General features: G+C 49.3%; 22 protein-coding genes. 14 read left to right on the plus strand and 8 right to left on the minus strand.

The window, feature by feature from the left end; translation table 11 throughout:
- The first annotated feature begins 70 nt into the window (after nucleotides 1-70).
- The 10 genes from WG8_RS08190 to WG8_RS08230 all read left to right on the plus strand — a co-directional run bounded on the left by WG8_RS08190 (nucleotide 71) and on the right by WG8_RS08230 (nucleotide 11065).
- Nucleotides 71-1525: a bifunctional metallophosphatase/5'-nucleotidase gene (locus WG8_RS08190; RefSeq protein WP_043890883.1), complete on the plus strand. Its 1455-nt coding sequence runs from the start codon at nucleotides 71-73 to the stop codon at nucleotides 1523-1525.
- The gene (locus tag WG8_RS08195) at nucleotides 1479-2639 is read left to right on the plus strand and encodes an HD-GYP domain-containing protein (protein ID WP_007429658.1); all 1161 of its coding nucleotides are present in this window, start codon (nucleotides 1479-1481) and stop codon (nucleotides 2637-2639) included. The genes WG8_RS08190 and WG8_RS08195 overlap by 47 nt, the downstream gene beginning before the upstream one ends.
- Before the next feature lie 97 nt (nucleotides 2640-2736).
- A complete protein-coding gene (yfkAB, locus tag WG8_RS08200) occupies nucleotides 2737-3867 on the plus strand; it encodes a radical SAM/CxCxxxxC motif protein YfkAB (protein WP_007429659.1) in 1131 nt (376 codons plus the stop codon).
- A 109-nt stretch (nucleotides 3868-3976) separates the two neighbouring features.
- Complete coding sequence (locus tag WG8_RS08205) at nucleotides 3977-5332, plus strand: hemolysin family protein (RefSeq protein ID WP_007429660.1); 1356 nt, start codon at nucleotides 3977-3979, stop codon at nucleotides 5330-5332.
- 190 nt (nucleotides 5333-5522) lie between these two features.
- Nucleotides 5523-5747 (plus strand): spore coat associated protein CotJA, encoded by a 225-nt coding sequence (locus WG8_RS08210; protein WP_007429661.1) that lies wholly within the window; start codon nucleotides 5523-5525, stop codon nucleotides 5745-5747.
- A gap of 1 nt (nucleotide 5748) precedes the next feature.
- Complete coding sequence (locus WG8_RS29315; RefSeq protein ID WP_007429662.1) at nucleotides 5749-6240, plus strand: spore coat protein CotJB; 492 nt, start codon at nucleotides 5749-5751, stop codon at nucleotides 6238-6240.
- A 33-nt stretch (nucleotides 6241-6273) separates the two neighbouring features.
- Complete coding sequence (locus WG8_RS08220) at nucleotides 6274-6843, plus strand: manganese catalase family protein (protein WP_007429663.1); 570 nt, start codon at nucleotides 6274-6276, stop codon at nucleotides 6841-6843.
- Between the two features lie 444 nt (nucleotides 6844-7287).
- The gene (locus WG8_RS08225; protein WP_007429664.1) at nucleotides 7288-10122 is read left to right on the plus strand and encodes a methyltransferase domain-containing protein; all 2835 of its coding nucleotides are present in this window, start codon (nucleotides 7288-7290) and stop codon (nucleotides 10120-10122) included.
- Nucleotides 10123-10158: 36 nt separating this feature from the next.
- Nucleotides 10159-10338, plus strand: a complete 180-nt coding sequence (locus WG8_RS26355) for a class I SAM-dependent methyltransferase (protein ID WP_269744426.1) — start codon at nucleotides 10159-10161, stop codon at nucleotides 10336-10338.
- A 25-nt stretch (nucleotides 10339-10363) separates the two neighbouring features.
- Nucleotides 10364-11065, plus strand: a complete 702-nt coding sequence (locus WG8_RS08230) for an HAD family hydrolase (protein ID WP_083837555.1) — start codon at nucleotides 10364-10366, stop codon at nucleotides 11063-11065.
- A 109-nt stretch (nucleotides 11066-11174) separates the two neighbouring features.
- Here the strand turns inward: WG8_RS08230 and WG8_RS08235 are convergent, their stop codons facing one another.
- Genes WG8_RS08235 through WG8_RS08260 form a run of 6 tightly spaced genes read right to left on the minus strand, consistent with a single transcriptional unit; the run spans nucleotide 11175 to nucleotide 17980 of the window.
- On the minus strand, nucleotides 11175-12410 hold the full coding sequence (locus WG8_RS08235; protein ID WP_007429666.1) for a YheC/YheD family endospore coat-associated protein: 1236 nt from the start codon (nucleotides 12408-12410) through the stop codon (nucleotides 11175-11177).
- On the minus strand, nucleotides 12392-12907 hold the full coding sequence (locus WG8_RS08240) for a GNAT family N-acetyltransferase (protein WP_007429667.1): 516 nt from the start codon (nucleotides 12905-12907) through the stop codon (nucleotides 12392-12394). Before WG8_RS08240 ends, WG8_RS08235 begins: the two co-directional genes overlap by 19 nt.
- A 16-nt stretch (nucleotides 12908-12923) precedes the next feature.
- Nucleotides 12924-14033, minus strand: coding sequence for a YheC/YheD family endospore coat-associated protein (locus tag WG8_RS08245; protein ID WP_007429668.1), 1110 nt, complete (start codon nucleotides 14031-14033; stop codon nucleotides 12924-12926).
- Nucleotides 14030-15400 (minus strand): YheC/YheD family endospore coat-associated protein, encoded by a 1371-nt coding sequence (locus tag WG8_RS08250; protein ID WP_007429669.1) that lies wholly within the window; start codon nucleotides 15398-15400, stop codon nucleotides 14030-14032. The genes WG8_RS08245 and WG8_RS08250 overlap by 4 nt, the downstream gene beginning before the upstream one ends.
- A gap of 12 nt (nucleotides 15401-15412) precedes the next feature.
- Nucleotides 15413-16567, minus strand: a complete 1155-nt coding sequence (locus WG8_RS08255; RefSeq protein WP_007429670.1) for a YheC/YheD family endospore coat-associated protein — start codon at nucleotides 16565-16567, stop codon at nucleotides 15413-15415.
- A gap of 42 nt (nucleotides 16568-16609) precedes the next feature.
- The gene (locus WG8_RS08260) at nucleotides 16610-17980 is read right to left on the minus strand and encodes a YheC/YheD family endospore coat-associated protein (protein ID WP_007429671.1); all 1371 of its coding nucleotides are present in this window, start codon (nucleotides 17978-17980) and stop codon (nucleotides 16610-16612) included.
- A gap of 162 nt (nucleotides 17981-18142) precedes the next feature.
- Here WG8_RS08260 and WG8_RS08265 point away from each other — a divergent pair, with 162 nt between their 5' ends.
- The 3 genes from WG8_RS08265 to WG8_RS08275 all read left to right on the plus strand — a co-directional run bounded on the left by WG8_RS08265 (nucleotide 18143) and on the right by WG8_RS08275 (nucleotide 20380).
- Nucleotides 18143-18487 (plus strand): YlbF family regulator, encoded by a 345-nt coding sequence (locus tag WG8_RS08265; protein WP_007429672.1) that lies wholly within the window; start codon nucleotides 18143-18145, stop codon nucleotides 18485-18487.
- Nucleotides 18488-18559: 72 nt separating this feature from the next.
- Entirely contained in the window at nucleotides 18560-18844 is a 285-nt protein-coding gene (locus tag WG8_RS08270; protein WP_007429673.1) for a hypothetical protein, read from the plus strand.
- A 201-nt stretch (nucleotides 18845-19045) separates the two neighbouring features.
- Nucleotides 19046-20380, plus strand: coding sequence for a DRTGG domain-containing protein (locus tag WG8_RS08275; RefSeq protein WP_007429674.1), 1335 nt, complete (start codon nucleotides 19046-19048; stop codon nucleotides 20378-20380).
- Between the two features lie 58 nt (nucleotides 20381-20438).
- On the opposite strand, the gene WG8_RS08280 is transcribed toward WG8_RS08275, so the two are convergent.
- Entirely contained in the window at nucleotides 20439-20936 is a 498-nt protein-coding gene (locus WG8_RS08280) for a hypothetical protein (protein WP_007429675.1), read from the minus strand.
- Nucleotides 20937-20948: 12 nt separating this feature from the next.
- Complete coding sequence (locus WG8_RS08285; RefSeq protein ID WP_007429676.1) at nucleotides 20949-21278, minus strand: YtrH family sporulation protein; 330 nt, start codon at nucleotides 21276-21278, stop codon at nucleotides 20949-20951.
- Between the two features lie 138 nt (nucleotides 21279-21416).
- On the opposite strand from WG8_RS08285, the gene WG8_RS08290 reads away from it, so the two are divergent.
- Nucleotides 21417-24651 (plus strand): DNA polymerase III subunit alpha (locus tag WG8_RS08290; protein ID WP_007429677.1); only part of this gene is annotated, 3235 nt, incomplete at its 3' end.

The following is a 24651-nucleotide window of genomic DNA, read 5'->3' on the forward strand; positions in this document are numbered from 1 at the left end:
TAATGATAAAGAAAATGGTATGCTTAAACATTAGAAGCTTCAAAGTCGATATATAAAGAAGGAGGCGGTTATGGAGATGACGACTCGGCAAACGTTGACCATTTTGCATACGAATGATATACACAGTCATTTTGGCAGTATGCCTTCGATAGCCGCAATGATTAAGGAACGAAGAGCAGCATTAGGGGATGCGCTGCTCGTACTGGATATAGGAGACCACATGGACCGGATGGCCCCCGAAACAGAAGGAACGCTGGGTGGGGCAAATGTGGATGTGATCAATCTAACAGGATACGATGCGATTACGATCGGTAACAACGAAGGACTGACGTTTACCCCGGATATCATTGAACAGGCCTATGCGGGAATTCACTGTCCGGTCGTATGTGGCAATATGATAGAAAGTGCTACGGGGGTAAGACCTTCGTGGATGAAGGAATCTCTGATTTTGGACAAGGCAGGGATCAAGGTCGGTTTGCTCGGCGTGACGGCTCCTTTTACAGAGTTTTATCGATTGCTGGGCTGGGATGCTCTCGATCCGTTTGAGGTACTGGGTGAGCAGATCGCAGCGCTGAGACAGCAGGTTGATGTTTTGGTCGTGATGTCTCATCTGGGTTTGCCTTCCGATGAGAAATTAGCGTCACAGTTTCCTGAAATTGATGTTATTCTCGGAGGCCACACCCATCATGTGCTGGAAAAACCGCTTCGGATCGGGAACACAGCTTTATGTGGGGCGGGTAAGTTTGGAACGCTGCTGGGTGAAGTGACACTAACACGCAGCAGCAGTCATGAACCATTTCGGGTGTCGTCTGGCGGCGTAATTCCTGTGGATCAGACGCTATTGGACGAAAAAGTGACATCGGCCATCGCCCTGCATCGCAGACAAGCAGAGCGTGCGTTGGAGAGCACCGTAGCCGTGACGGATCGGGAGCTGGGGATTGCATACGATCAGGAGTCCCCTTTCGGAAATTTGCTGGCACAATCGGTGTCACATTTTACAGGGACAGCCATTGCTCTGGTTAACGCAGGGCAACTGCTCGGCGCGTTGCCTCAAGGGGATATCAGCAAAGGAATGCTGCATTCCTTATGTCCTTCGCCGATTAATGCCTGTGTTATGAAGTTGCGGGGAAGGGACATTCGGCTGGCACTGGAGCAATCCTTATTGCCTGAATTTGCAGACAAGCCAATGACGGGATTTGGCTTCAGAGGTAAAGTGCTCGGTACGATGTGTGTGGAAGGCTTGGAGATAGAGTATGACCCGGATCGCGCTTCTTATGATAAAGTCATGCACATTCGTGTAGCGGGTGGTATCTTGGAAGAGCAAGAGGAATATACGGTGGGTACGCTGGATATGTTCACTTTCAGAGCAGGTTATGAGGTGCTTGCGAACGGAACGGAGCTCCGATTTATGCTTCCAGAATTTTTACGGGATTTGATTGAAATGGAGTTGAAGCGTCCGGGCGCGATGGAAGAGTGTTTTGCAGCTAGGTGGCTTCAGGTATCAAAACAATCGGGAGAGGATTAAGCTGCGACTGGTACCTGTTACATTATTAAGAGCCGGCATGAAGCTGGGCAAAAAAATATTCAATGAAAACGGAATGGTGCTGCTCTCTGAGGGTGTTGAGCTTACTCCGCGATTGATTGAACGTCTAGGCCAAGTCGGTATTGGATATGTATACATTGAGGATGCGGTGACCGAAGATATCGTGATTCCTGAAATGATCCATGAACAGACAAGGGCGGCGGCGCTACAGGAGATCAAAAAGCAGTTTCAGGGTCTGTCATCCTATTCCGTAGATCATAGAAACAAATATTTTGGAAAGTCCTTTTATAAGGTGATGGAGTCCATTCTGGACGATATCGGAAGCCGCCAGGATGCCATCATTATGCTGATGGATATTGGGGCTGCGGACCAGGACTTGTATCATCATTCATTAAACGTATGTCTGTATACGCTTGTACTGGGAATAGCCAATGGCTACGATCACAACCAGCTTATGGAACTGGGAATAGGTTCATTATTGCACGATATTGGAAAAATGAAAATTTCACCTCAAGTGCTCTATAAGCCGGGCAAATTGACGGACGAGGAATACGAGCATATGAAAACACACACGGTAATTGGCTACAAGCTGCTTAAAGATGAACCGGGGATTCCCTTGTTGTCAGCTCACTGTGCATTGCAGCATCATGAGCGTATCGACGGCAGCGGATATCCGAACGGTTGGAAGAAGGACCAAATCCACGAATATGCGAAGTGGATCGGTTTGGTGGACTCATACGATGCGATGACCGCAAGTCGAATATACAAGCAGGCGTTGTTGCCTTATGAAGCGATGGAGGTGCTGTACGCCGGCGCAGGCACGCTGTATGAGCAGCGGATGCTGGAAGCCTTCCGTGACTGTGTGGCAATTTACCCTCTGGGGCTCTCTGTAGTGCTCAATACAGGGGAGGAAGGGGTAGTAGTGCGTATACACCCCAAAATTCCGCAACGGCCTGTCATTCGCATTGTGAGAGACCGGGATGGGCAGGAACTGAAAGCACCTTACGATGTGGATCTGTCCGTGTCCCTTTCGGTTATGATTACGAACACACTGGGCGCGACCATAGTCCCTTTTGGAGAAGTACATGTAGATTAGCAGAAGATGTGGAAGAAAGCATGCAGACGCTTTACACATCATGATATGATAATTATACGTCTTTTGAGGTTAATAACAGAAATAAGGTGAAAACATAATGACAGTTCTACAAAATAACTCACTTCTCCCGATATCGCCAGCGTATGATCCGTGGGACCCGATTGTCTCGCTGCGTACACATGGTCGTCATTTGCTGACAAGTGTGGAAATGACCGTAACGCATCTATGCAATATGCGTTGTGAGCATTGCGCTGTTGGCGATATGCTGGTTATGAAGGAGGCTCCTTTCCTGCCGCTAGATTTGATGCTGAAGCGGTTGGATGAGGTTGAGCATCTGGAGACGATCAGTATTACTGGCGGAGAACCTGCTTTGCTTGATAAAACGGTTGACGAAGTGATCGTACCGCTGCTGAAATATGCCAAGGAGCGCGGTATTCGCTCGCAAATTAACTCCAACCTGACATTGGATATCCGTAGATATGAGAAGATGCTTCCTTATCTGGATGTCATGCATATATCGTTTAATTATTTGAATGCCGACGATTTTTATGAAGTGGGTTTTGCGAATACCGGACGTCCGACTCCACGCGCGGGTGCTGTTCGCCTTTATGAGAAAATGGTGGAGAACGCTCACAAGCTAAGCGAGATGGGCATGTTCATTTCAGCTGAATCCATGATTAATTATCGGACTCACACGAAGCTGGACGGCATTCATCAATTAATCAATGAAATGGGATGCCGACGGCATGAAGTTCATCCGATGTACGCATCCAATTTTGCTTCTGCCCTGCCTGTGCTCTCACTGGGCGACATGCGCAACGCGATCCATAAGTTGCTGGATGTGCGTAATCAGGATATGTGGATGTTATTTGGCACCCTGCCGTTCTTTGCATGCTCCGACCGGGAGGAGGATCGCAAGCTGCTTCGCCGCCTGCGTCAGGAACCGAATATTACAGTTCGTAATGATCCGGATGGTAGAAACCGCGTTAATGTGAATATGTTCACGGGTAGCGTGTACGTGACGGATTTCGCAGACATTCCTGCTTTTGGGAACATTCAGGAGCAGGGTTTGGACGAAATTTTCGGTGAATGGCTGAATGAGCATCCGCTAAACCAGACCGTCAACTGTCATTGTGATGCCGCTGCCTGCTGCGGACCGAATCTGCTTGTCGCGGATATGTATTACAAGGGAGTAGATTTTAAATCAAGAAAAGCATTACAACTATAAGCATGTTGCATGATGTCATTCGCAACTTTCAATTCGTCTAGATAGTTCACGATGAGTGCTGCAAGTCAAATGATGCAAGATGCTATCTATAAGAAATGGGGAGTTCGTATTGGAAGGTCATACCGAGTTTCATTGGGGATTGCTAGTTGTGAATCTCCTCTTGGTACTGCTGCTTGTCTTTCTTAACGGTGTATTTGTGGCCGCAGAGTTTTCGCTGGTCAAAATGCGCCAATCCCGATTGACGCAGCTCCAAAGCGAGGGTCATCGCCTGGCAGGCTATGCGCTGAAGGTGAACCAAAAGCTGGATGCTTATCTGTCCGCCACCCAACTGGGCATTACGCTGGCTTCACTCGGCTTGGGCTGGATTGGTGAGCCAGCAATATCCGGCTACCTGATAGAGCCACTCATGCACAAACTCGGTGTAACTGATGGTACACTGATTACAACCGTATCCGTAGTTGTCGGATTTTGCGTGATTACCTTTTTGCATATTGTATTGGGCGAGCTGGCTCCAAAGTCTCTGGCGATTCAGAAAACCGAAGGGGTGGCGTTATTTTTATCAGCTCCTTTGCTGCTCTTCTACAAGGTTTTTCTGCCCGTGATCTGGGTGTTGAATGCGGCTGCGAATTTACTGCTGCGAACATTCGGTATTCAGCCAGCAAGTGAAGCCGAAGCGGCGCATTCGGAGGAAGAAATTCGGATATTGATGAATCAGAGCGCCAAAAGCGGTGTGATTGATAAGGACGAAATCAAGCTGATGGATAATATTTTTGATTTTTCCGACTTGCTTGCCCGTGAGATTATGCTGCCCCGTACGGATATGGACTGTTTGTACACAAACTTATCGTTCAAGGAAAATCTGAAGATCATCAGTGATACCAAGCATTCTCGCTACCCGGTAGCGGTTGAGGACAAAGATCAGATTATCGGTTTTGTTCATATTACGGATCTTCTGTTAGCTGAGCAAGGGGAGCAGCTGGATTTGGCCTCGGTAGTACGTCCTATTTTGAATGTACCGGAGTCTATGGAAGTGAGTCATGTGCTCCGTCTTATGCAGAAAAAGCATTCCCAAATGACCCTCGTGGTGGATGAATACGGCGGAACGGCCGGATTGCTAACAGCTGAGGAAATATTGGAGGAAATCGTCGGGGACCTCTATGATGAGTTTGAGGATGAGCGTCCGAGCGTGGAAATCAAGGAAAACTTTATCTCTGTGGATGGCCGTATGCTTATTGAGGATGTCAATGATTTGACGGGTGTGAACATTGAAGACGACGAGGTGGATTCCATCGGAGGCTGGCTATTCAAGGAATTGGAAGGCAGTCCGGTGAAGGGGAAGAAAATTGAGTTTTTTAATCTGACCTTTGAGGTGGAGGAAGCAACCAGGCTTCGCATAATGAGGGTTAAAATTCATCGCAAGCCTGAACCTGTGATTGAAGATGAGCTTTCTACCGATGAATCCTGATCCCAATAGATAGGTGCGGTCAGTTCAGGTATGTAAGTTATTATAGAAGAATAGAGAAGGGGCCTTTGAATCCACGTTATCGTGGTTTTGAAGGTTCTTTTTTTATCTGCATTTTTTTGTTCGAGACTTGGGCAATGCGGCATATGTTGAATAGTAAAGCAGATGGATCAATCAAAGGAGGTCCCGGCCCGTGAAATTTCCCCAGCAAGGTGAGTATGCACCGTTTGTCGGTCCGTTCGATCCGTGCCCGCCCGTATTGTGCAAGACTTATGTGTTACCGCCAAATTTGTTTGTACAATTTCAGCCGCCTGGTCTGCCGCAATTCAGTCCGGAAGAGGCGCTGACGAGAGGAACGCTATGGCCATTGCTTTTCAGCCCTTATCAGCCTATGCGAAACCAGGAGGGAGGCGAGTAACATGGAGCATCCAAATCCAAATCAGGGTCAGACCCACAACCAGTCTCAACAGCCAAACGAGCAAGAAAGTCAGCATCAACAGCAGAATCAATATCATAGCCCCTATTCAAATTCATATCAGTATCAGTATCAAAACCAGTTCCAAAACCAAGAACAAAACCAAAATCAGTACCAGAGCCAAGCCCAGGATTACGATCAAGCCAGAAACCCGCACCCGAGCTACACACCCCACCCCAAACCGGGGGATGCACAGTTTTATGCGCTGTTGGAGAAGCTCCAAGCAGTGGATTTTGTTTTGGTAGAGCTGAATTTGTATCTGAATACACACCCGGATGATTTGCAGGCGATTGAACAGTTCAACAAGCTCACACGGGAAAGAACTGCGATTGCTAACGAGTATCAGCTCCTATACGGACCTTTGCAAAACTTTGGTCGCGCCTATTCCAAATATCCTTGGGAGTGGAGCCAAACCCCTTGGCCGTGGCAGGTATAGGCAGATATAACCTTTTATAAAGGAGGGACCTGAATGTGGGTATATGAGAAAAAGCTGCAATATCCTGTACGTGTTAGCAAATGTGATCCTCACATGGCCAAATTGCTCATGGAGCAGTATGGTGGAGCGGATGGTGAGCTCGCCGCAGCTTTGCGTTACCTGAATCAGCGTTATACCATTCCCGATAAGGTCATCGGTGTATTAAATGATATAGGCACGGAGGAATTTGCCCATCTCGAGATGATTGCCACGATGATATACAAGCTGACAAAGGATGCGAGTGTGGAGCAATTGAAAGCGGCCGGTCTGGGCGAACATTATGCAGCGCATGACCGTGCTTTATTTTACCAAAGCGCAGGCGGAGTTCCTTTTACAGCGACTTATATTCAAGCCAAGGGCGATCCCATCGCAGACTTGTATGAGGATATTGCGGCAGAGGAAAAGGCGAGAGCTACATACCAGTGGCTGATTGATTTGACAGACGATGTGGATTTGCAGGATAGTTTGAAGTTTTTGCGTGAACGCGAAATAATCCATTCCCTCCGCTTCCGCGAATCTGTGGAAATCTTGAAGGGGGAACGAGACCGGAAGAAAGTGTTTTAAGAGGATTTTTGTAACAGCATCTTACTTATAGAGATGGCCATCTGCAAGCATCAAGTGCAGGTGGCCTTACCAAATCGTGGACCGATTTTAGACAGGTATAAAGTGATTCATCATTTTTGACAATCATACATAAGCTGACGGTTACCATGCTCTTTTTCCTAAAAAACTTGATATACTCTCCATTTTATTGAGAAAGCTTGCTCATTATGTAGTCATCCTAATTGAACGAGTGAAGCCTGTATCATGATCATAAATTCAATCTTGCACTAATAAATTAGAAGATCAAAGTCTGATGCAAGGGGGGAGGGTATGGATAGACCGTTCATTTCACTCTGTATGATTGCAGCTTTGCAGATGCATGAAATTCGGGATTAGCGTGTGCGGCCAGGAATGAATTCTATAGCTGAAAGGGAAGATTGTATTTCCTGATGGAGGTGTTGACTCATGCGTATACTAATCGGCAGTCCGGTACATCAGAAGCCAGAAATTTTGAGTTTGTTTCTTCAAGCATTGGAGCGATTGGACTCACCTGACGTGCTGCCGGATTATTTGTTCGTCGATGATAATGACAATCTGACCTCAAGCAAGTGGCTTGTTGATTTTGCCAATCGGCTGCCAGGGCGGGTTTTGCCCTTGTTGACAGGTTTGCAGCAAGCGGAGGACCGTATTGATGAGAACATCCACCATTGGCCGCCTGCCCTCGTCTGGAAAGTGGCCGGCTTTAAAAATCGTCTCATTGAGTATGCACTTCAGCATCATTATGACGCGCTATTTTTGGTTGATTCGGACCTGGTTCTCCATTCCCGTACCCTGTGCAGGCTGATAGAGACGGAGAAGGATATCGTATCCGAGATTTTTTGGACACGATGGCAGCCGGATGGGGCACTGTTGCCTCAGGTGTGGGTCAGTGACGAATATAATTTGTTTCATCGTGAAGAAGGCGAGGTATTGTCAGCAGAGGAGCGAGCACATCGTGAGCTGCATTTTATACACCAGCTGCATATCCCGGGCTTGTATGAGGTGGGCGGTTTGGGAGCTTGTACCTTAATCCGCAGACGGGCGCTGGAAGCAGGGGTTCACTTTGGTAAAATTAAAAACGTTTCCTATTGGGGGGAAGATCGGCATTTTAGTATCCGGGCGGCAGCGTATGGATTTCCACTTTTTGTAGATACGCACTATCCGGCGATGCATCTGTACCGGGAAGCGGATCGGATCAAGGCAGAGCAGCTACTCTCTACTCTAAATTATTTTACTTCGAGTGCTGCTAATACGGACCATCCAGAACATTTAGCTCATGCAGAACACCCAGATGCTTCTAATCATTTTCTGTCCTACAATCCTTCCACTCCATCAAGAACCCCCAAGTTCTCTGAACCTGGTATACCTGATCATCTCCGTGAGTCTGCTGTCTTTGCCAAGTACATTACGGATTCTTTTGTAGTGCCGCAAGCATTCTCCGGACCACGTCAAAGTGAGCTTCATATACCAGCTGCCTCCAAGCCCAAACTGACGCTGAGCATGACGGTATACAATGAGGCGGATCGCAAGCTCAGAGATGTGCTCCTAAGTCATCGGGAATACATTGATGAAGCGGTTATTATTGATGATGGCAGCCATGACGGTAGCGGTGAATTGTGCCGGGAGCTGCTGAAGGGAATTCCACTGCGTTTGATTCGGAATGAAACAGCCTCCATTGCCAATGAAGTGGAACTGCGGAAGCAGCAGTGGAGAGAGACTGTGGCCTCCTCCCCGGAATGGATTTTGAATATGGATGCTGACGAAATATTCGAATCCCGATTTGCTCAAGAGGTACATTCTTTGTTAGCGGGAACGAAAGCTGATACGATTTGCTTCAGGCTGTATGATATGTGGTCTTCCACGCATTATCGCGATGATGACTATTGGCAGGCCCATCGGTATTATCGCCCATTTTTAATTCGATACAAGGAAGGATTTTCCTATAAATGGAAGGAGCAATCTTTGCGCTGCGGGAGATTTCCCGAGAATGTGCTTGACCTTCCCAGTGAGATTAGCAACTACCGTGTCCAGCATTGGGGATGGTATACACCTGCTATTCGGGCAGCCAAATTAGAACGGTACCAGCTGTTGGACCCGAATGCTCGTTATGGCTGGAAAGAGCAATATGAATCGATTTTGGATCCGAATCCCCGACTCACGCTTTGGGTAGATCAAGATAGCAAAAAAGTAAGGGACGAACCGGCCTCTGAACATGAAGGTATCCATCACAATACCACTTCGGATGTCGCCAGGATCGCCAGTGTTCAGGTTGTTGGTAATCCGGAGCCGGAAATCAACGAGGAAGCAAAGGACACATTTTATGAACAGGGAGAAGCGCAGGAAAAAGGAGTAGAGCAGGAAAAAGGAGTAGAGCAAGGCGTGAAGTGCCAATTATGCGGCTCATCTGAAATAGGCGTATTTCATCGATATGAGCATTTTACACTGCTGGGGTGCGGCTCCTGTGGATTGGTTTTCCGCAATGATGTGGATCGTATACAGCCTGAGGATATGATTGCAGAGATTTATAATGTCAAATGGGTTGCCATGCAAGATAGCGCTGCGGCTTCAACTTACGAGGAGCATGCCCTTTTTGGAGTTATGCTGCTGGATATGTTCAGTCAGGGCAAAGGAAATTTGCTCGAGATCGGATCGGGTACCGGAGAGTTTATCCATGCTGCGCTTCAAAGCGGATGGAATGCAGTGGGGATTGAGCCTTCTGCTGACTCGCGTGCCTATGCTAAAGACAAATATGATGTAGATTTATTGCCAGGCTATTGGAACGGAAAAATTGAAACAGATGATCTTCCACAAGAACCGGAAAAAACGGAGGAGGATACTGACTTATCCTTGGATAACCAATACGAGGCCGTTGCATGCTGGCATGTGCTGGAGCATATTGCGGACCCGATCGCCTTTTTGACGGATTTACGCGAACAGCTTCTGCCTGACGGGACGTTATATATTACAGTTCCCAATAAAAACTCGTTTACTAATGAAGCTTACGGCGCTTATTCACCTTTATTCACGGAGGAAAATCATTTGTATCATTATTCGGAGCATACGTTGGCGCTGCTGCTGGCGAAGTCCGGCTTACGCCCAGTAGCTTTGTTCACCCGTCAGCTTTCCTCCGGTTTGGATGCCTTGCTGGAAGCCCATCCGTTGTACGGTGAGCTTGATTTTACGGAACAAATGGGGCTGCTGGCCAAACTTCAAGGCGAGAAACGGGGACATGAACTCTGCTGTGTCGCAAGGGCAATTTGATCATTTGAACAGGAGGCGGCTGAGCGCATTCCGGAAATTTCGCCGGTTCGCCTCCACTCCACACATGCCAATTTGACCGCCCTGTCGTATGAGGATGCCAGCTTTGATAAAATTGTATGTATTTCAGTGCTGGAGCATCTAACACCTGATGAATCGTTGGCTATGCGCTATGAGGTTTACACGACCTCTCTTATTGCTTATCATGAGAGGGGTTGAAGTTGTAAACCTACATAGGAAAGGAATGACTGATAACTACATGAACAATGCACCTGTGTTGAAGAAGCCTGAGGCTATGGTTTTTGATATGGACGGTACACTTTTTCAGACGGAGACATTGCTGCTACCTGCATACCACAAACTGTTTGATACGTTGCGCGCCGAAGGGCTTTATGAAGGGGAGACTCCTCCTGAGGAGCTTATTTTGAATAGTTTGGGCATGCTGCTGGACGAAATCTGGAGAAGAGTGATGCCGGAAGCCAGTGAAGCAGCCCACAGAAGGGCGGACGAGCTGCTGCTTCAGCTAGAGCTGGAGGGATTGAAGAACGGAAGTCATGCGCTGTATCCACATGTAAAAGAAACACTCCAGGCCCTCCATGAGCAGGGTGTCCGACTATTTGTAGCAAGTAACGGGCTGGAGGATTATGTAAAGGGGATCGCTGCTGCCTATGAGATGGTTCCTATTTTTGAAGGTTTGTACAGTGCTGGAGAGTACAGCACGCTTTCCAAAGTGGATTTGCTGAAAATTTTGTTGAGCAAGCATGAAATTTCGAACATATGGATGGTTGGAGACCGCTCCTCTGATGTGGAAGCGGGTAAAAAGAACGGACAGACGGTCATCGGCTGCGCTTATGCCGGATTTGGCGTAAACGACGAGTTGCAGGGCTCCGATACGATTATTACGGATTTCACCCAGCTGCTTACGCTTTATAAAAACGCTAAGTAATTACGTACCACAAATTACTGCTTCTAGATATGCTTGACGCGTCATATATATAAGATACACACAATGCAAGCAATGTCGGGCAGACAACAAAAAAAGGAAGGCAGCCACTTTACGCGGAGCCTTCCTTTGCCTTATTCTCTGTTTTATCTTCTATTTTATCTTCTGTTTTATTCTCTGTTTTATTCTCTGTTTTATTCTCTGCTTTATTTTCTGTTTTATTTTCTGTTTTATCCGTCTGCGGCTTTGGATTAATCTGTGTGTGGTAGACCCACAAGGCGTATTCCATGGGCCTGGCGATGGCACGGCGATAGGTCTCTTTTTCACCAATACGTGAAAATACCTCGCGGGCTGGCTTTGGATTAACCTCCAGCACGTAAATTTGACCATCCTTGTTGATTGCCAGATCAAGTGCAAGCTCACACAATGCTCCGTAGCTCTTCTCCAGGTAAGCAGCAATATCCAGTCCGAGCTTTTCCCCTTGCTTGATAATTTTCTCTCTATGGTCTTCATCACGAATCCATTGAGTCAGCAGTTGCTTCATCGGTACCGCCTTGCCTCCGCCATGGAGGTTGGAAGTGACGCTTCGATGTGCCCCGATCCGTCCGGCGCATCCGGTTAATTCCCATACTCCTTGGCTATTTTTCTGTACCAGCATGCGGTAATCATGGACCCTGCCATTCGGCAGCTGTACAGGAATGCCTTCCTGAACGATGTAGTTATTCATGTTCCATCTGCTTAAACGTGGCTCCAGACGGTCCAGGCGTACCCGTTGCTGGGGAATAATGCGACGCTTGAGATTGCGGCCCTCAACCAGATACAGGTCTCTTTGCTTGTTAACAGGCTCAATGCGTAAAATACCACGCCCTCCCGTACCGTTAATCGGTTTGAGGTACACCAGTGAATTCTGCTTGAGCATTCGCTTTACACTATGAAATCCATTGAATAGCTCTGTTGCAGGCAGATGGGGGCGAAAGGCAGCCTTTCTCGCAAGCTGCTGGTGAATGGCCCATTTATTACTCAGCGGTCGGTTTAAATAGACGAGGTCTGTATATTGCAATCGAAACTGTTTCAATTGAAGATACCGCTCACTGCGCTGCACCCGGCAACGGTCGAAAATCATATCCGGAAATTCTCGCCATTTCAGGGTCCATTTTCTGCTATTTGGATCATAGATTTGGGCAAGGAGAAGCCTGCGATCCTTATGGACATCTGCAGGAGTGAATACATACGTATCCAGTCCCAGTCTTTTGCCTTCTGCAATCATGCGCTCATATATGTCGCGCTCCTCCAAATGCTTCTTGTTGTTCAAATACAAGGTCATGATGCCTAGGACAGGTTTTGGCACAGCATTCCACCTTCCTCTGCCGTCTGCTTATCTTCGGATAGCTCCCCGCGAAATATTAGCGTGGGTTTTCCGGTCGGTCCAGTCGTCATTTCATTCGCAACAAGTCCGGCTCGAAAACAGGTTTTGAGACTGGCTATATTGTCGGCGGCTACGCTGCACGTCAGGCGGTGCAACTGTTTGAGCTGGGCGGACAGCAGTCTAGCGCCCAGTCTGCGGCCCCGGTAAAGCGGACGAACGATCACGATGCATGCATCCTTCCCGTAATTCAAAGCGAGGGAAAATCCCGCAATCCGCAAGCCCTTCTCTGTGCGCACATAAGCGCACAGGAGAGAGGAGCCGGGATTGTTCAATTGCTCCGGCGTTAAAACGGCTAACTGCCGCAGCGCATTGCGAGTAATGCGCATGCCGCCTGAACTGCGGGCGAGAAACAGTAGTTGTCGTCGTCTCAGCAGCCAGCTTCGGGTGGGCATATGATGAACATCACTAAATTGCGGCATGATTCCACTTCCTTGATCATGATTTCATTCGCCCAGCCAAAAAGGAGCTGTACTGGAAGATGCGTCTTAGCGATTTTTGACGGATTTCCGGCTCGTCGAATTTCATTGGTTTGGCATTGGCTTCAAAAAACCAGAGAGTTCCATTTGTTTCCACACCCAAATCCATAGACATTTCGCCGTGGGAAAGGCCGGATGCGCGTTCAATTTGACGTGCAATCTGAATGGCTGTGCTTTTAATTTTGTTCAGCAAATCTTCGCTGTCCTCAGGTCCAAACAGGGAGGAGAGGAGTTGGAACGGGTCCTCCACACTTCCACCGCGCGGAACATGTGTCGTAATGCTTCCTTTACCCGCCAGTCTGGCACCGACTCCGGTAATGCTCCACGCACCGCGGGCATTTTTTTGTACCAGGATACGCAGATCAAACGGTTTTTTCTGATAAGTTGCCAGGTCAATCCCCTGCTGAATGATATAAGGAGAATTACCTGCTTCCCGGCGGATACGTCCCCACAGCCGGGACAGCGACACGGATTTGTAGGTTACGCTTTTTTTGTCATGCTGAATCGTCAGCCTGTAGGCCATTAGATGCTCTGGTTGGAATTTAAGAATCATAATTCCCTTTCCGGCCTTGCCATTTTCCGGCTTGAGATACAGGTATGGAAACGCAGATAGCATCTTCCCCAAGGCAGGCAGGTCGCTTAACCGTTTGGTTGCGGGAACGAACTGCCGTGTGGATTCCGAGGTGCGGAGCCATTTGAACAGTTCCCACTTGTTAAAAAAGCCCGGATTGTATAGCTCAATGCCAGAAGTGTGCGAAATTTCCTCCAGCTTTGTGCGCACAGAGGTTTTAAGTTCATAATTGCGGTTTGGGATGCGATTATAAATGACCTGCGGAAGCGGGAAATTTTGTTCTTCCCAAGCCTGTAAGCTTTTGTTGAAGATATACCCCTTGACCGTTTCAGCTGGCAGCTTCAGGTCCCTGACGGTAACGATGTACACCTGATAACCCATCCGTATTCCCGTTTCAAGGATATCCCTGAAATTACGCTGATTCCCCTTGAAAAATTGCCCGTCGTCGTGCACGGTCAATACAGCAACGACTGGCTTTTGCTCCGCCCGGGTATTCATAGTTCCTCTTTTCTGCGGAATTTACTGAGGTAAAGACAGTGGTCCAAAATATGCTCCACGGATGCTTTACCCTCCGCACGCAACGATGGATGTTGGAAAATGGATCGACCAGGTTTGGAGTTGGCTTCAAACATCCATACCTTTTCATCCTGATCGATGCCTAGATCGAAGCCGATTTCACCCAGCAGATGTTGATGATGGTTCTCAATGGCTTCTGCGAGCGTAATTGCTACATTCTTGGCACGTTGCAGCACCTCGCCCGCCCGATCGCCGAATACCCGGTCCAGCGCTTGCTCCGGAGTCATCAGGGAGCCGCCGTTTTTAATATGAGTCGTGACACTGCCGCGTCCGGATTTTTTGGCTCCAATTCCGACGACGACCCATTGGTTATTGCCGTTCTTGTGCATATGAAACCGGAAATCAATCGGGCAATTGTCAATCTCGATCAGCTGAATTCCTTGCTGAATGAGGTAGCCTTTTAACGTCTGGCCTTGATTGGAATGAAGCATACGGAGCATAGAGTTAAAAGATGTGAAGCGCAATAATACATTGCTATTTTTTTTGCGATACCTCACAAAATAGCCTTGTTTGGGAACATGGGAAAGACGGTAAATCCCTTTGCCGAGACTGCCTCCACTTGGCTTGTAATAAGCAAATTGATGACGCTCCAGCATGCCTCGGATTCGTTCAGAGCTGGGATTCGTATACGATTCAGGGACATAGCGGTTGACTTCCGGATTGCTTTCCAGCAGGTTATAGATATCTGATTTATTGAAAAAGCTCCAGTTAAAGAAGGGAATTCGTTTGCGGGATAACCGCTCGCGTAGTTGATTGATCGCCGGGGAGAAATCAGCGCGACGGCTCGGTAAACGATTATAAATCACATCCGGCAGAGGTACGATTTTACGTGTAAAATCCCCGCTGGATGATAGAAAATAGCCATTAATCGTATCATTTTGCCAGTTGATATCCCGAGGAGTGAAGGCAAAAATATAAGATTTATTGCTGCCTTCCTTCAGCAGCTGCTTAATAAAGCCTGTGCGTGATCCAAAAGGCCGGGTGGAGGAGGAGGTGCCGTCAGACAGTACTCCAATCAGCGGTCCTAGCTGTACATCACCGTCCAGATTTCGCAAATAGATAGACCCGCTTTTGGGAACACGGATTGCATTACGCAAGCCGGAGGTCAAGTATAGATGACGCCCCGCCTTCTGAATCGGTTTCACAGTGGCGGGAATCTGATCCTTACCAAGCCGCAGACGAATGGACTTGGCTCCGGATAATTTAAGGCTTTTCAACAAGGCAGTGGATATATAAGCCACCTTGTCGGGCTGCTGTGAGAAATGCACATTGCAATGCGTTAAACTCATCTGTTTATCCTCCTATACCGTATGTTCAAGGGAGGCGCCCATGCCCTGTAGCCCCGTCGTTTTGGATTGGGTTATTAAATATCGGGCATACTCGAGCGGACGGTTGATCGCCCGGAAAGCGCACTTTGGCTGGCGGATCTGAAAAAAGGAAGCCCGACCAGGCCGGGAATTCACCTCCAATAGCCAGATGTTCCCATCCTGATCAATACCATAATCAATTCCCAGCTCGCCAAGGCGACCATATCGTTCCTCCAGCGCCCCGGTAATGGTCAGGGACAGCTTCATCATCTGTCCGATGATGAGACGCGTGCTGTCCGCGCCAAATTGTTCACGAAGGTAAGGCTCTGCCGGATGCGCTTCGCCTCCGCCGTGCAGATTGGAGGTCAGCGTTCCTTTCCTGCCTTCTCTCACGGCAAAGCCCGTCAGGCGCCAACAGCCGTGGCCATCCTTTTGCATAAGTGCGCGGACATCAAAGGGACGCCCGCTTTGACTCGTTAATTTCAAATAAGGCTGCACGATGTAGGCACGTTTGTCTGTCATTCCGTTGATCCATGTCAAGCCTGCATCCAGATTGGAAAACAAACGCCGGAACGTGCGATTTTGAGAGTCTCTGCCTTGTATGAGCAGTCCCCGGTCTCCTTCCGCCAGGCGGAGATACAGTGTACCCTTGCCGTGCGTTCCGGCCTGCGGCTTCATAAATAGCCCCGAGTGGCGTCGCAGCCACTCCATAAGCTGGGCCGTGTCCCGGTAAGGAGTCGTAGGCGGCACAAAGGGACGCACTTCATCTACCTTGTGCAGAGTGCGGTACACCTGCCATTTGCCAGGCAAGTTGCGCGACCAGTAGAGAAGCTTGCGCGATTTCTGTACCGCCATTTTTTCCAGTGTGTGTCCGACATTCTGGCTCTCATGGACATGGAGACAGCGGTTATACACAATATCCGGCAGGGGAAAGCGACCGGATGTCCACACTCCGTCATGATAAGCATAACCTCGTATGGAATGCTTTTCAGGTGAAACTCCTTCGGCGGTAAACGCCATTACGCTGAGACCAGAACGCCTGCCCAATAAACTTAGCCTGCGGCAAAAATCGGCCTCGGTAATGGGGGGGATGGCGGCCTGATTCCGGCTAACGAGCACGCCCAGCGTGCCTGGCACGACAAGAGACACCGATAACAGCTCCTTTGGCAGCCGGACCCTGAAAGAGAGGGATCATTTGAAACCGGCTGAATAACAGCAGTAATCAATCATTTTTTTCACGGATGGACGGGTTTTCTGATCATTTAATGGTGTATTGTCATTTTTCGACGGCTTAGAGTTGACTTCCAGCAGCCAGATGCGCCCCGTGCTGTCAATGGCCAGATCAATGCCAAGTTCCGCGAAATGGGCGGGAATGGCTTTCTCAACTCCGCTTGCGATATTCAGTGCTGCTGTCTTGAGAGAGAGGAGGCCGTTTGATTTGATGGTCGCGGGCAGTGTCGTTTTAGCCAGCGCTTCTTTGACCGTGCTCAGCGTACCGCCTCGCGCCAGATTGGACACAAAGTGGCTCCCTCCGGCAATCCGGGCGACAATGGATGTCACCGTCCAGGCCCCGGTTGAATTCTTCTGCACAAGCGCACGAAAGTCGACCGGGCGCTTACCGTGATCAATCAGGGTGAGTCCCTGCTGGAGCTGAAAGCGTGTTGTTTTCATTTTTCCCGCCAAGCTTTTGTACAACTTGTCGACATTGGCATACGTTTTCTTTTGGGGTGCCCCCGCTGTCGTGGACAGCACGGAAAAGGTACCGTCCGTTTGCTTGTTAATGCGCATGATGCCTTTGCCCAGGCTCCCACGAACCGGCTTAAGAAAAACAGCGGGATACTGGTTGCACATTTTTTTGAATACGTCAAAGGTTTGCAGCAAGTGGGACTCGGGTAAATACTTGCGCAGGGATGAATTAGATTTAAGCGCATCAAACACTTCATTCTTATCCAAGAACTTTTCATTAAAAATGGTCGTACCGTACTGAGATTTTACTTCTTTCATGAAATGCTGTACGCTAGTTCTGTTCTCGAGTTTACGGGAGGTAAGCCGGTTATTGACGACATCGCCAGCGGGCATGACAGTCTTTTTCCAGCTTCCGTCGTACACCCATCCCTGAACCCGACCGGGCTGGCTTCCGATATGCTCCGGGGTAAAAAAATACACATATGCTCCTTGTCTACGACATTCCCCGACCAGTTCATGGCAGAACAGGGTGATCGACCCGAAAGGCTTATCAGGCTGTTCGGGATAGTCCCGGCTGACCAGCACGCTAATAAGCGGGCCCACTCGAAGTGTCCGGCGGCCTCGGCTGTAGGTTACTCGCAGCTTGCAATTGGAATGAATACCCATTTTACGGGCCAGCACGCTTCCTACACGTAGGCCGCTGTAGCGGGGTACCGAAATGACGGTAACCTCTTGGCGGAACGAACCGAAGGCGAGCTGAACGGGGTGGCCTGCGGATATTTTCCATTTGCGAAGCAAGGACTCGCCGACCATGAGTACGTCATCCTGCAAGATGCCCGATCCGATGATTTGAATCGTTGTTTTTTTGATGGACATCGTGGATCTCCTTCCGGGCAGCAACTTGATGTCTTGAAAGTAACGGGAAACGTAAATGGGCTGTAATAGCACTGATTCATCATATGAGGACATATATTCCTTGGTGATTGACGGACAATGTGAAATGTTGACACTATACTTGTATTGGAGGAATGAACAATCATGAATATCTATGACAAAGCCCATGATTTAGCAAAAGCATTGAAGGAAAGCAAAGAGGTAGAGGAAATTACGGCAGCGATGAAGCTGATTGAAACCGACCCGGAAGCCAGGCAAATGCTGGATGATTTCCGTCAGCGCCAAATGGAAGTTCAGCAGCGGATGATGAGCGGCGATATGCCGGCACAGGAAGAGATGGAAAAGATGGAAAAGCTGTTCGAGGTCCTTAGTCTGAACCTCAACATCCGTCGTCTGTTCGATGCTGAACGCCGCCTGAGCGTGATCATTGAGGACGTCAACAAAATTATTTCAGACAGCCTTCAGCATTTGTACGGCTCGTCTATGTAAGTTCGTCTCATATTCCTTCCTGTTCTCTCATAGACTAGATACATAGAGTCACAGGGAGAGGAAGGGATACGATTGGGTTCTCTAAAAAAATGGAAACACGGTTTGTACACTCTGATTGCGCTGGCTATGGTGTTTGTGGCGTTGCCGCGCATCTCGCTTGCAGGCGGTTTGAACTGGGTCAACGGTTTTGGTATCGTATGGGTACTTTTTGCGTTGCTTGTCATCGGCGCGAACCTGCATTTTTTGCTGGGTGTGGATGAGGAAAAGCGCAAAACGCTGGAGCGTGTACGACGGGCCAAAATGCAGCAGTGGCAGATGAAGTGGGATAATAAAACGGACAAAAGCAGTATGCTGTGAGCTTTTCGCATTGATTGTTTTGAGCCTGCTCCGATGTCACACATCAAGCACGGTTAAGAAGCGGTTCCCTTGTAAAAAGGGGAATCGCTTTTTGCTGTTTCCCAGTAGCGATATCGAAATGAACAAAGGTCTTAAATACAAGGATTTTGTGCTATAATAGATACAGAATGATACAGATTGAACGTTGGGGGTGTAACAGAGTTGGACGGGCTGGATGAAGCAGTTACGAAACATGAGCAGCTATTGCGTCATATCGAGCAGTTGAAAATAGGCTCCAAAATTTCTGTACGCAGGCTGGCTAAAGAGATGAGCGTCAGTGAAGGAACGGCTTATCGTGCTGTGAAGGAAGCGGAAAACCTGGGAATTGTTATTACCAAGGAACGAATCGGAACGGTACGGGTGGAAAAGCGTCCACGCGGTTTGTCCGAGCAGCTGACCTTTGCAGATGTCGTGAATATTGTGGAAGGACATGTGCTGGGCGGAAGCGAGGGGCTGGAGAAGCCTTTGCACAAATATGTCATTGGGGCGATGCGTGAAGAGGCCATGGCCCGTTACATTGATGCAGGCAGTTTGCTGATTGTTGGTAACCGGGAGGATGCACATTCTCTTGCATTGGAGCAGGGAGCAGGCGTGCTGATTACAGGGGGCTTTGGTACGAGCCGGGAGGTCAAGCAGCTGGCCGACCAGATCAGTCTGCCGATTATTTCCTCGCGCCACGATACCTTTACTGTGGCTTCCATGATTAATAGAGCGATATTTGACCGCTTGATCAAAAAGAAAATTATGCTGATTGAAGATATAGCGGCAGGTAAACCGAAGGCACTGACGTTAAAAATCAACAGCACGCTCACCGAATTCGAAGAGCTTTCGAAGACGACCGGGCAGTATCATTTTGCCGTAGTTGATGAATGGAACCGTTTAATAGGCATCGTCAGCCGCAAGGATGTGGAAGGACTCCAGCCGGAGCACACGATGGACAAATGTCTGATCCGCAATCCGGTAACGGTCACCTATCAGACTTCGCTCGCCTCAGCCGCGCAGATGATGGCGTGGGAAGGTGTAGACTACTTGCCGGTTGTAGACCGTAATCGCAAACTGTTAGGGTCAGTCACACGGCGTGAGGTGCTGGAGGCACTGCGTAATGCCCAGAAGCAGCCGCAACTGGGCGAGACGTTCGATCAATTGATTTGGAACGGGTTTGCCGAGGAGCGCAATGAGGACGGATCGTTATTTTTTCGCGGCTTTATCATTCCGCAGATGGCGACCCATTTGGGTACGATCTCGGAAGGCGTACTGGTTAACGTCATGACACAAGCGGGTTACCGGGCGGCAAGAGACATGAGCGGCAAGGATTATGTGCTCGACAATTTGATGACTTATTTTATCAGGCCGGTACAGATTGAGGATGCAGTCGTCCTGCGTCCGTTGCTGCTTGAAATGAGTCGTCGCACCTGCAAGCTGGAAATTTCCATTTTGCGGGAAAACTATTTGGTATGCAAGGCGGTAATGTCGCTTCAATCCATTGAACACGGATAAACGCCAATGGATTGGAGCGGAGAGCGGGGATGAAAAAAATGAGCATGAAAAAATTAACTTAGTGACTTTCGGGAAGCTTTTCCTTCGCCTCCAGCCAAATTTGCAGCACACCTTCCATCACAAGCATCGTTTTGACCTGGATTGTATATTCCTTGTCGCGAACGGTGTATTTTTTTTGATTCAGCAGCATGCGTACCAGCTTGCTGTCGGAGTCAATCTCGAACATATCCCTGCCGCGCAGCACCTCCAAATCCCGAATGACGCGGCGAAGGAGCTCTTTCAGGTTAATGGAGTCTATTTTTTCAGCCGACGTTTCCTCCGCGATCAGCTTGATTTCTTTGACAACGGTCTGGCGATTGCTGTATTTGCGCAGTGTTTTGTTGTCCTCCTGAGCTTGCTGGAGCTGGAATTGAAGATCCTGATTGTTTTTCCACAGCTCATTGAAGCTGACATGCCAAATGGCATTGTAGACCATCCCCCCGGCAATCATACCTAGTACAAAAACCGAGGATAGTTGCATAAAAGGGCGCAGACGCTCGAAGGGAGGTACTCTCATGATCTTTTCACCTCACGGGCGTCCGTTTCCGCACACCCATTTGACCAGCTCTGTGCCCATATGAGCGCCCAAAAAGGCGAAAATCAAATACAGGATTTGCTTAATGGCAGGTGATAGATTGCCATCTATCATATTGCTCTCGATGACCCGGATCGGGTCCATCGTCCCCCCTACAGCAGCGGCAAGCGCCCATATTTTTATTCTTCCGGCAACCTCCAGCATCGTCTGGGTAGGCGGCTGAAGAGCTATCACCGCTCCCATTCCGCCGAGCATGGCTCCCCCGAGCACGATGCCGAATGCGATGAAGAAATCGAGTATCGCTTTGGATATAAAAGTGCTCATGCTCTTTTCCTCCTTGAGTGTATACATCAGGCCCGCGCTTGTCCGCCCGGGGTCTGTACTTTTATTGTATGGGCGCTACTAACGCGGATATGATAAAATAGTTTGAAGAAAAACCAGCGGTGAAAGGAAGAGAAGCGCATGAGTTCATTTGTGCATTTGCATGTTCACAGCGAGTATAGCCTGCTGGACGGCGCGGCTCGTACCGCGGAGTTGGTCAAACAGGCTTCGGCTTACGGAATGAAGGCGCTTGCCCTTACGGACCACGGGGTCATGTACGGCGCTATTCCTTTTTATAGAGCGTGTGTGGAAAACGGCATTAAGCCGATTATCGGGTGTGAGGCTTATATTACAGCGGGTTCGCGCAAGGAGCGCGGAAGCCGAAAGGACCAGCCCATATATCATTTAATTTTGCTCGCCAAAAATAAAACAGGCTATCAAAATCTGATGAAGCTATGCTCCATCGGCCATTTGGAGGGCTATCACTACAAGCCGCGCATCGATATGGAAGTGCTGGCTGCCCATCATGAAGGCATCATATGCCTGAGCGCATGCCTGGGCGGTGAAGTACCCCAGCATTTGCTGCATGGCCGGGAAGCCGAGGCCAGACGGGCGGCAGAACGCTACCGGAGCATCTTTGGCGATGATTTTTATCTGGAGCTTCAGGATCACGGACTGTCCGAGCAAAAGCGCGTAAACCCTCTATTGATTGCGCTGGCAAAAGAATTGGATATTCCACTGGTGGCGACAAATGACGTGCATTATCTGACCGAGCCGGATGCGGACGTCCAGGACGTTCTGATCTGTATCGGGACAGGCAAGACGGTTGACGATGAGGAGCGCTTGCGCATACCGACACGGCAGTTGTATCTGAAAAGCCAGGAGGATATGGCTCGCTTGTTTCCGCATGTGGAAGAAGCCATTGCCAATACGGTGCGTATTGCTGAACAGTGTGAACTGGAGCTGGAGTTCGGCCAGTCCATTTTGCCTGAATATCGCCCGCTGCCGGAAGGCATGACTTCCTCATCCTATTTGCGCAGTTTGTGTATGCAAGGGTTGGAGCATCGCTATGGAAGTGATCCCAGATGGGAGCAGCCGGAGGAACGTGAAAAGCTGGACCAACGGCTGAACTATGAATTGAATACGATAGAGAATATGGGCTTTAGCGATTATTTTCTGATCGTATGGGATTTTATTGCTTTCGCTCATCAGCATAAGATTGCAACCGGACCGGGGCGCGGTTCCTCAGCAGGCAGTTTGGTTGCCTATGTGCTTAACATCACGAATGTCGATCCGATGAAATACAATCTGCTCTTTGAACGGTTTCTTAATCCTGAGCGGATCAGCATGCCGGATATCGATATTGATTTTAGTGACGAACGGCGCGACGAGGTTATTGACTATGTAGTTCAGAAGTACGGGAACGAGCATGTAGCCCAAATCATTACCTTTGGAACGCTGGCGGCGAGAGCCGCAGTCCGTGACGTCGGGCGTGTGTTAAATGTGCCGTATGGCGAGGTAGACAAGGCGGCGAAGCTGATTCCGGCCCAACTCGGAATGAACATCCGCCATGCGCTGGAGATGACCCCGGAGCTGAAGGCGCTGTACGAAACGAAGCCCAAGACACGCGAGCTGCTGGATATGGCGATCAAAGTGGAAGGGATGCCCCGCCATGCCTCGACCCATGCTGCGGGTGTCGTCATTTCGCGGACTCCATTGACCGATGCGGTTCCGCTTCAGGAGGGAAGCGAAGGGGTTCCCCTTACACAATATTCAATGGAAAATCTGGAGCGGATCGGTTTGCTCAAAATGGATTTCCTCGGATTGCGTACGCTCTCTATTATTGAGCGCTGTATGCGCTGGATTGCAGAAGAGCATGGAGAAGCGCCTGACTTTAGCCGCATCCCTGATAATGACCCGCATACCTACGATCTGCTGGGCAAAGGAGATACAGGCGGGGTATTCCAGCTTGAGTCGGCTGGCATACGCCGGGTGCTCAAGGATTTAAAGCCGAGTGTTTTCGAGGATGTGATCTCTGTACTGGCTTTGTATCGTCCCGGCCCGATGGGCTTTATTCCTAACTTTATACAAGCCAAGCATGGACAGGTTGAGGTTACTTATCCGCATCCCGATCTTGAACCGATCCTGAAGGATACGTACGGCATTATCGTGTATCAGGAGCAAATCATGCAGATTGCTTCGCGCATGGCAGGCTTTTCCCTTGGAGAAGCCGATCTGCTGCGCCGTGCTGTGTCCAAGAAAAAGCGCGAAGTGCTGGATCTGGAGCGCGGCCATTTTGTGAAGGGCAGTGTCAAGCAGGGGTACACGGAGGAGGAAGCCGAAAGGGTTTATGACATGATTGTCCGTTTTGCAGATTATGGCTTCCCGCGTGCCCATGCGGCTGCTTATGGCGTGCTGGCATTCCAGACAGCATATCTCAAGGCCCATTATCGCGTGCAATTTATGGCGTCCATGCTGACAGCCGTCATGGGAAGCCACCGGAAAGTGGCGGAATATGTCGTTGAATGCCGCCGTATGAATATAGCGGTGCTGCCGCCTGATGTGAACGAAAGCGGCGTGCTGTTCACCCCGTTGCAGCAGGGGAACATCCGCTTCGGACTGGCCGCGATTAAAAATGTCGGCACACAGGCAATGGAAAGCATTCTCGCTGTCCGCAAGGAACGGCCATTTGACAGCCTGCTCGATTTTTGCCGACGCGTGGACTTGCGGGTATGCAATAAAAGAGTCATTGAATCGCTCATTCAGGCAGGTGCCTTTGATTCGCTGACAGGGCACCGGGCACAGCTGCTTGCCATGCTGGATGAAACCGTAGATGCAGCTGTCAAGTGGCGCAAGGAACGTGACGACCTGCAAATTGATATGTTTGGCTTTGTGGAAATGCCCAATTGGGATATCGAATATCCCGATGTACCGAAGTTCAGTGCGGGCCAGCAGCTCGAACTGGAACGTGAGCTGCTGGGGCTGTATCTGTCCGGACATCCGCTGGATGATTTTGAGACGCTGCTGGAAAACAGCCAGGCGGATCGCCTGATGGAGCTGGGCGATGTGCCGGATGAAACGGTTGTTGTGACCGCCGGCATGGTGGTGTCGCTCAAGACGATTACGACCAAGCAGGGCAAGGCCATGGCCTTCATTGAATTGGAGGATCAGATTGAGCGCTGCGAGGTGGTGCTGTTCCCTGAGGTGTGGAAGCGAAGCCAGCAGTGGATTGAAAAGGGAGCGCTGCTGGCGCTGCGTGCCAAAATGCAGCAGCAGGACGAGCACTTCAAGCTCCTCGCAGATGAAACCGCGCCGCTAGCGGAAGACTCGCTGGCACGGCTCCTCCAGCGTCGACGCACCGGGACGCGTCCATCCG

Origin of the sequence: Paenibacillus sp. Aloe-11 (assembly GCF_000245715.1) — a bacterium.
GTDB lineage: Bacteria > Bacillota > Bacilli > Paenibacillales > Paenibacillaceae > Paenibacillus > Paenibacillus kribbensis.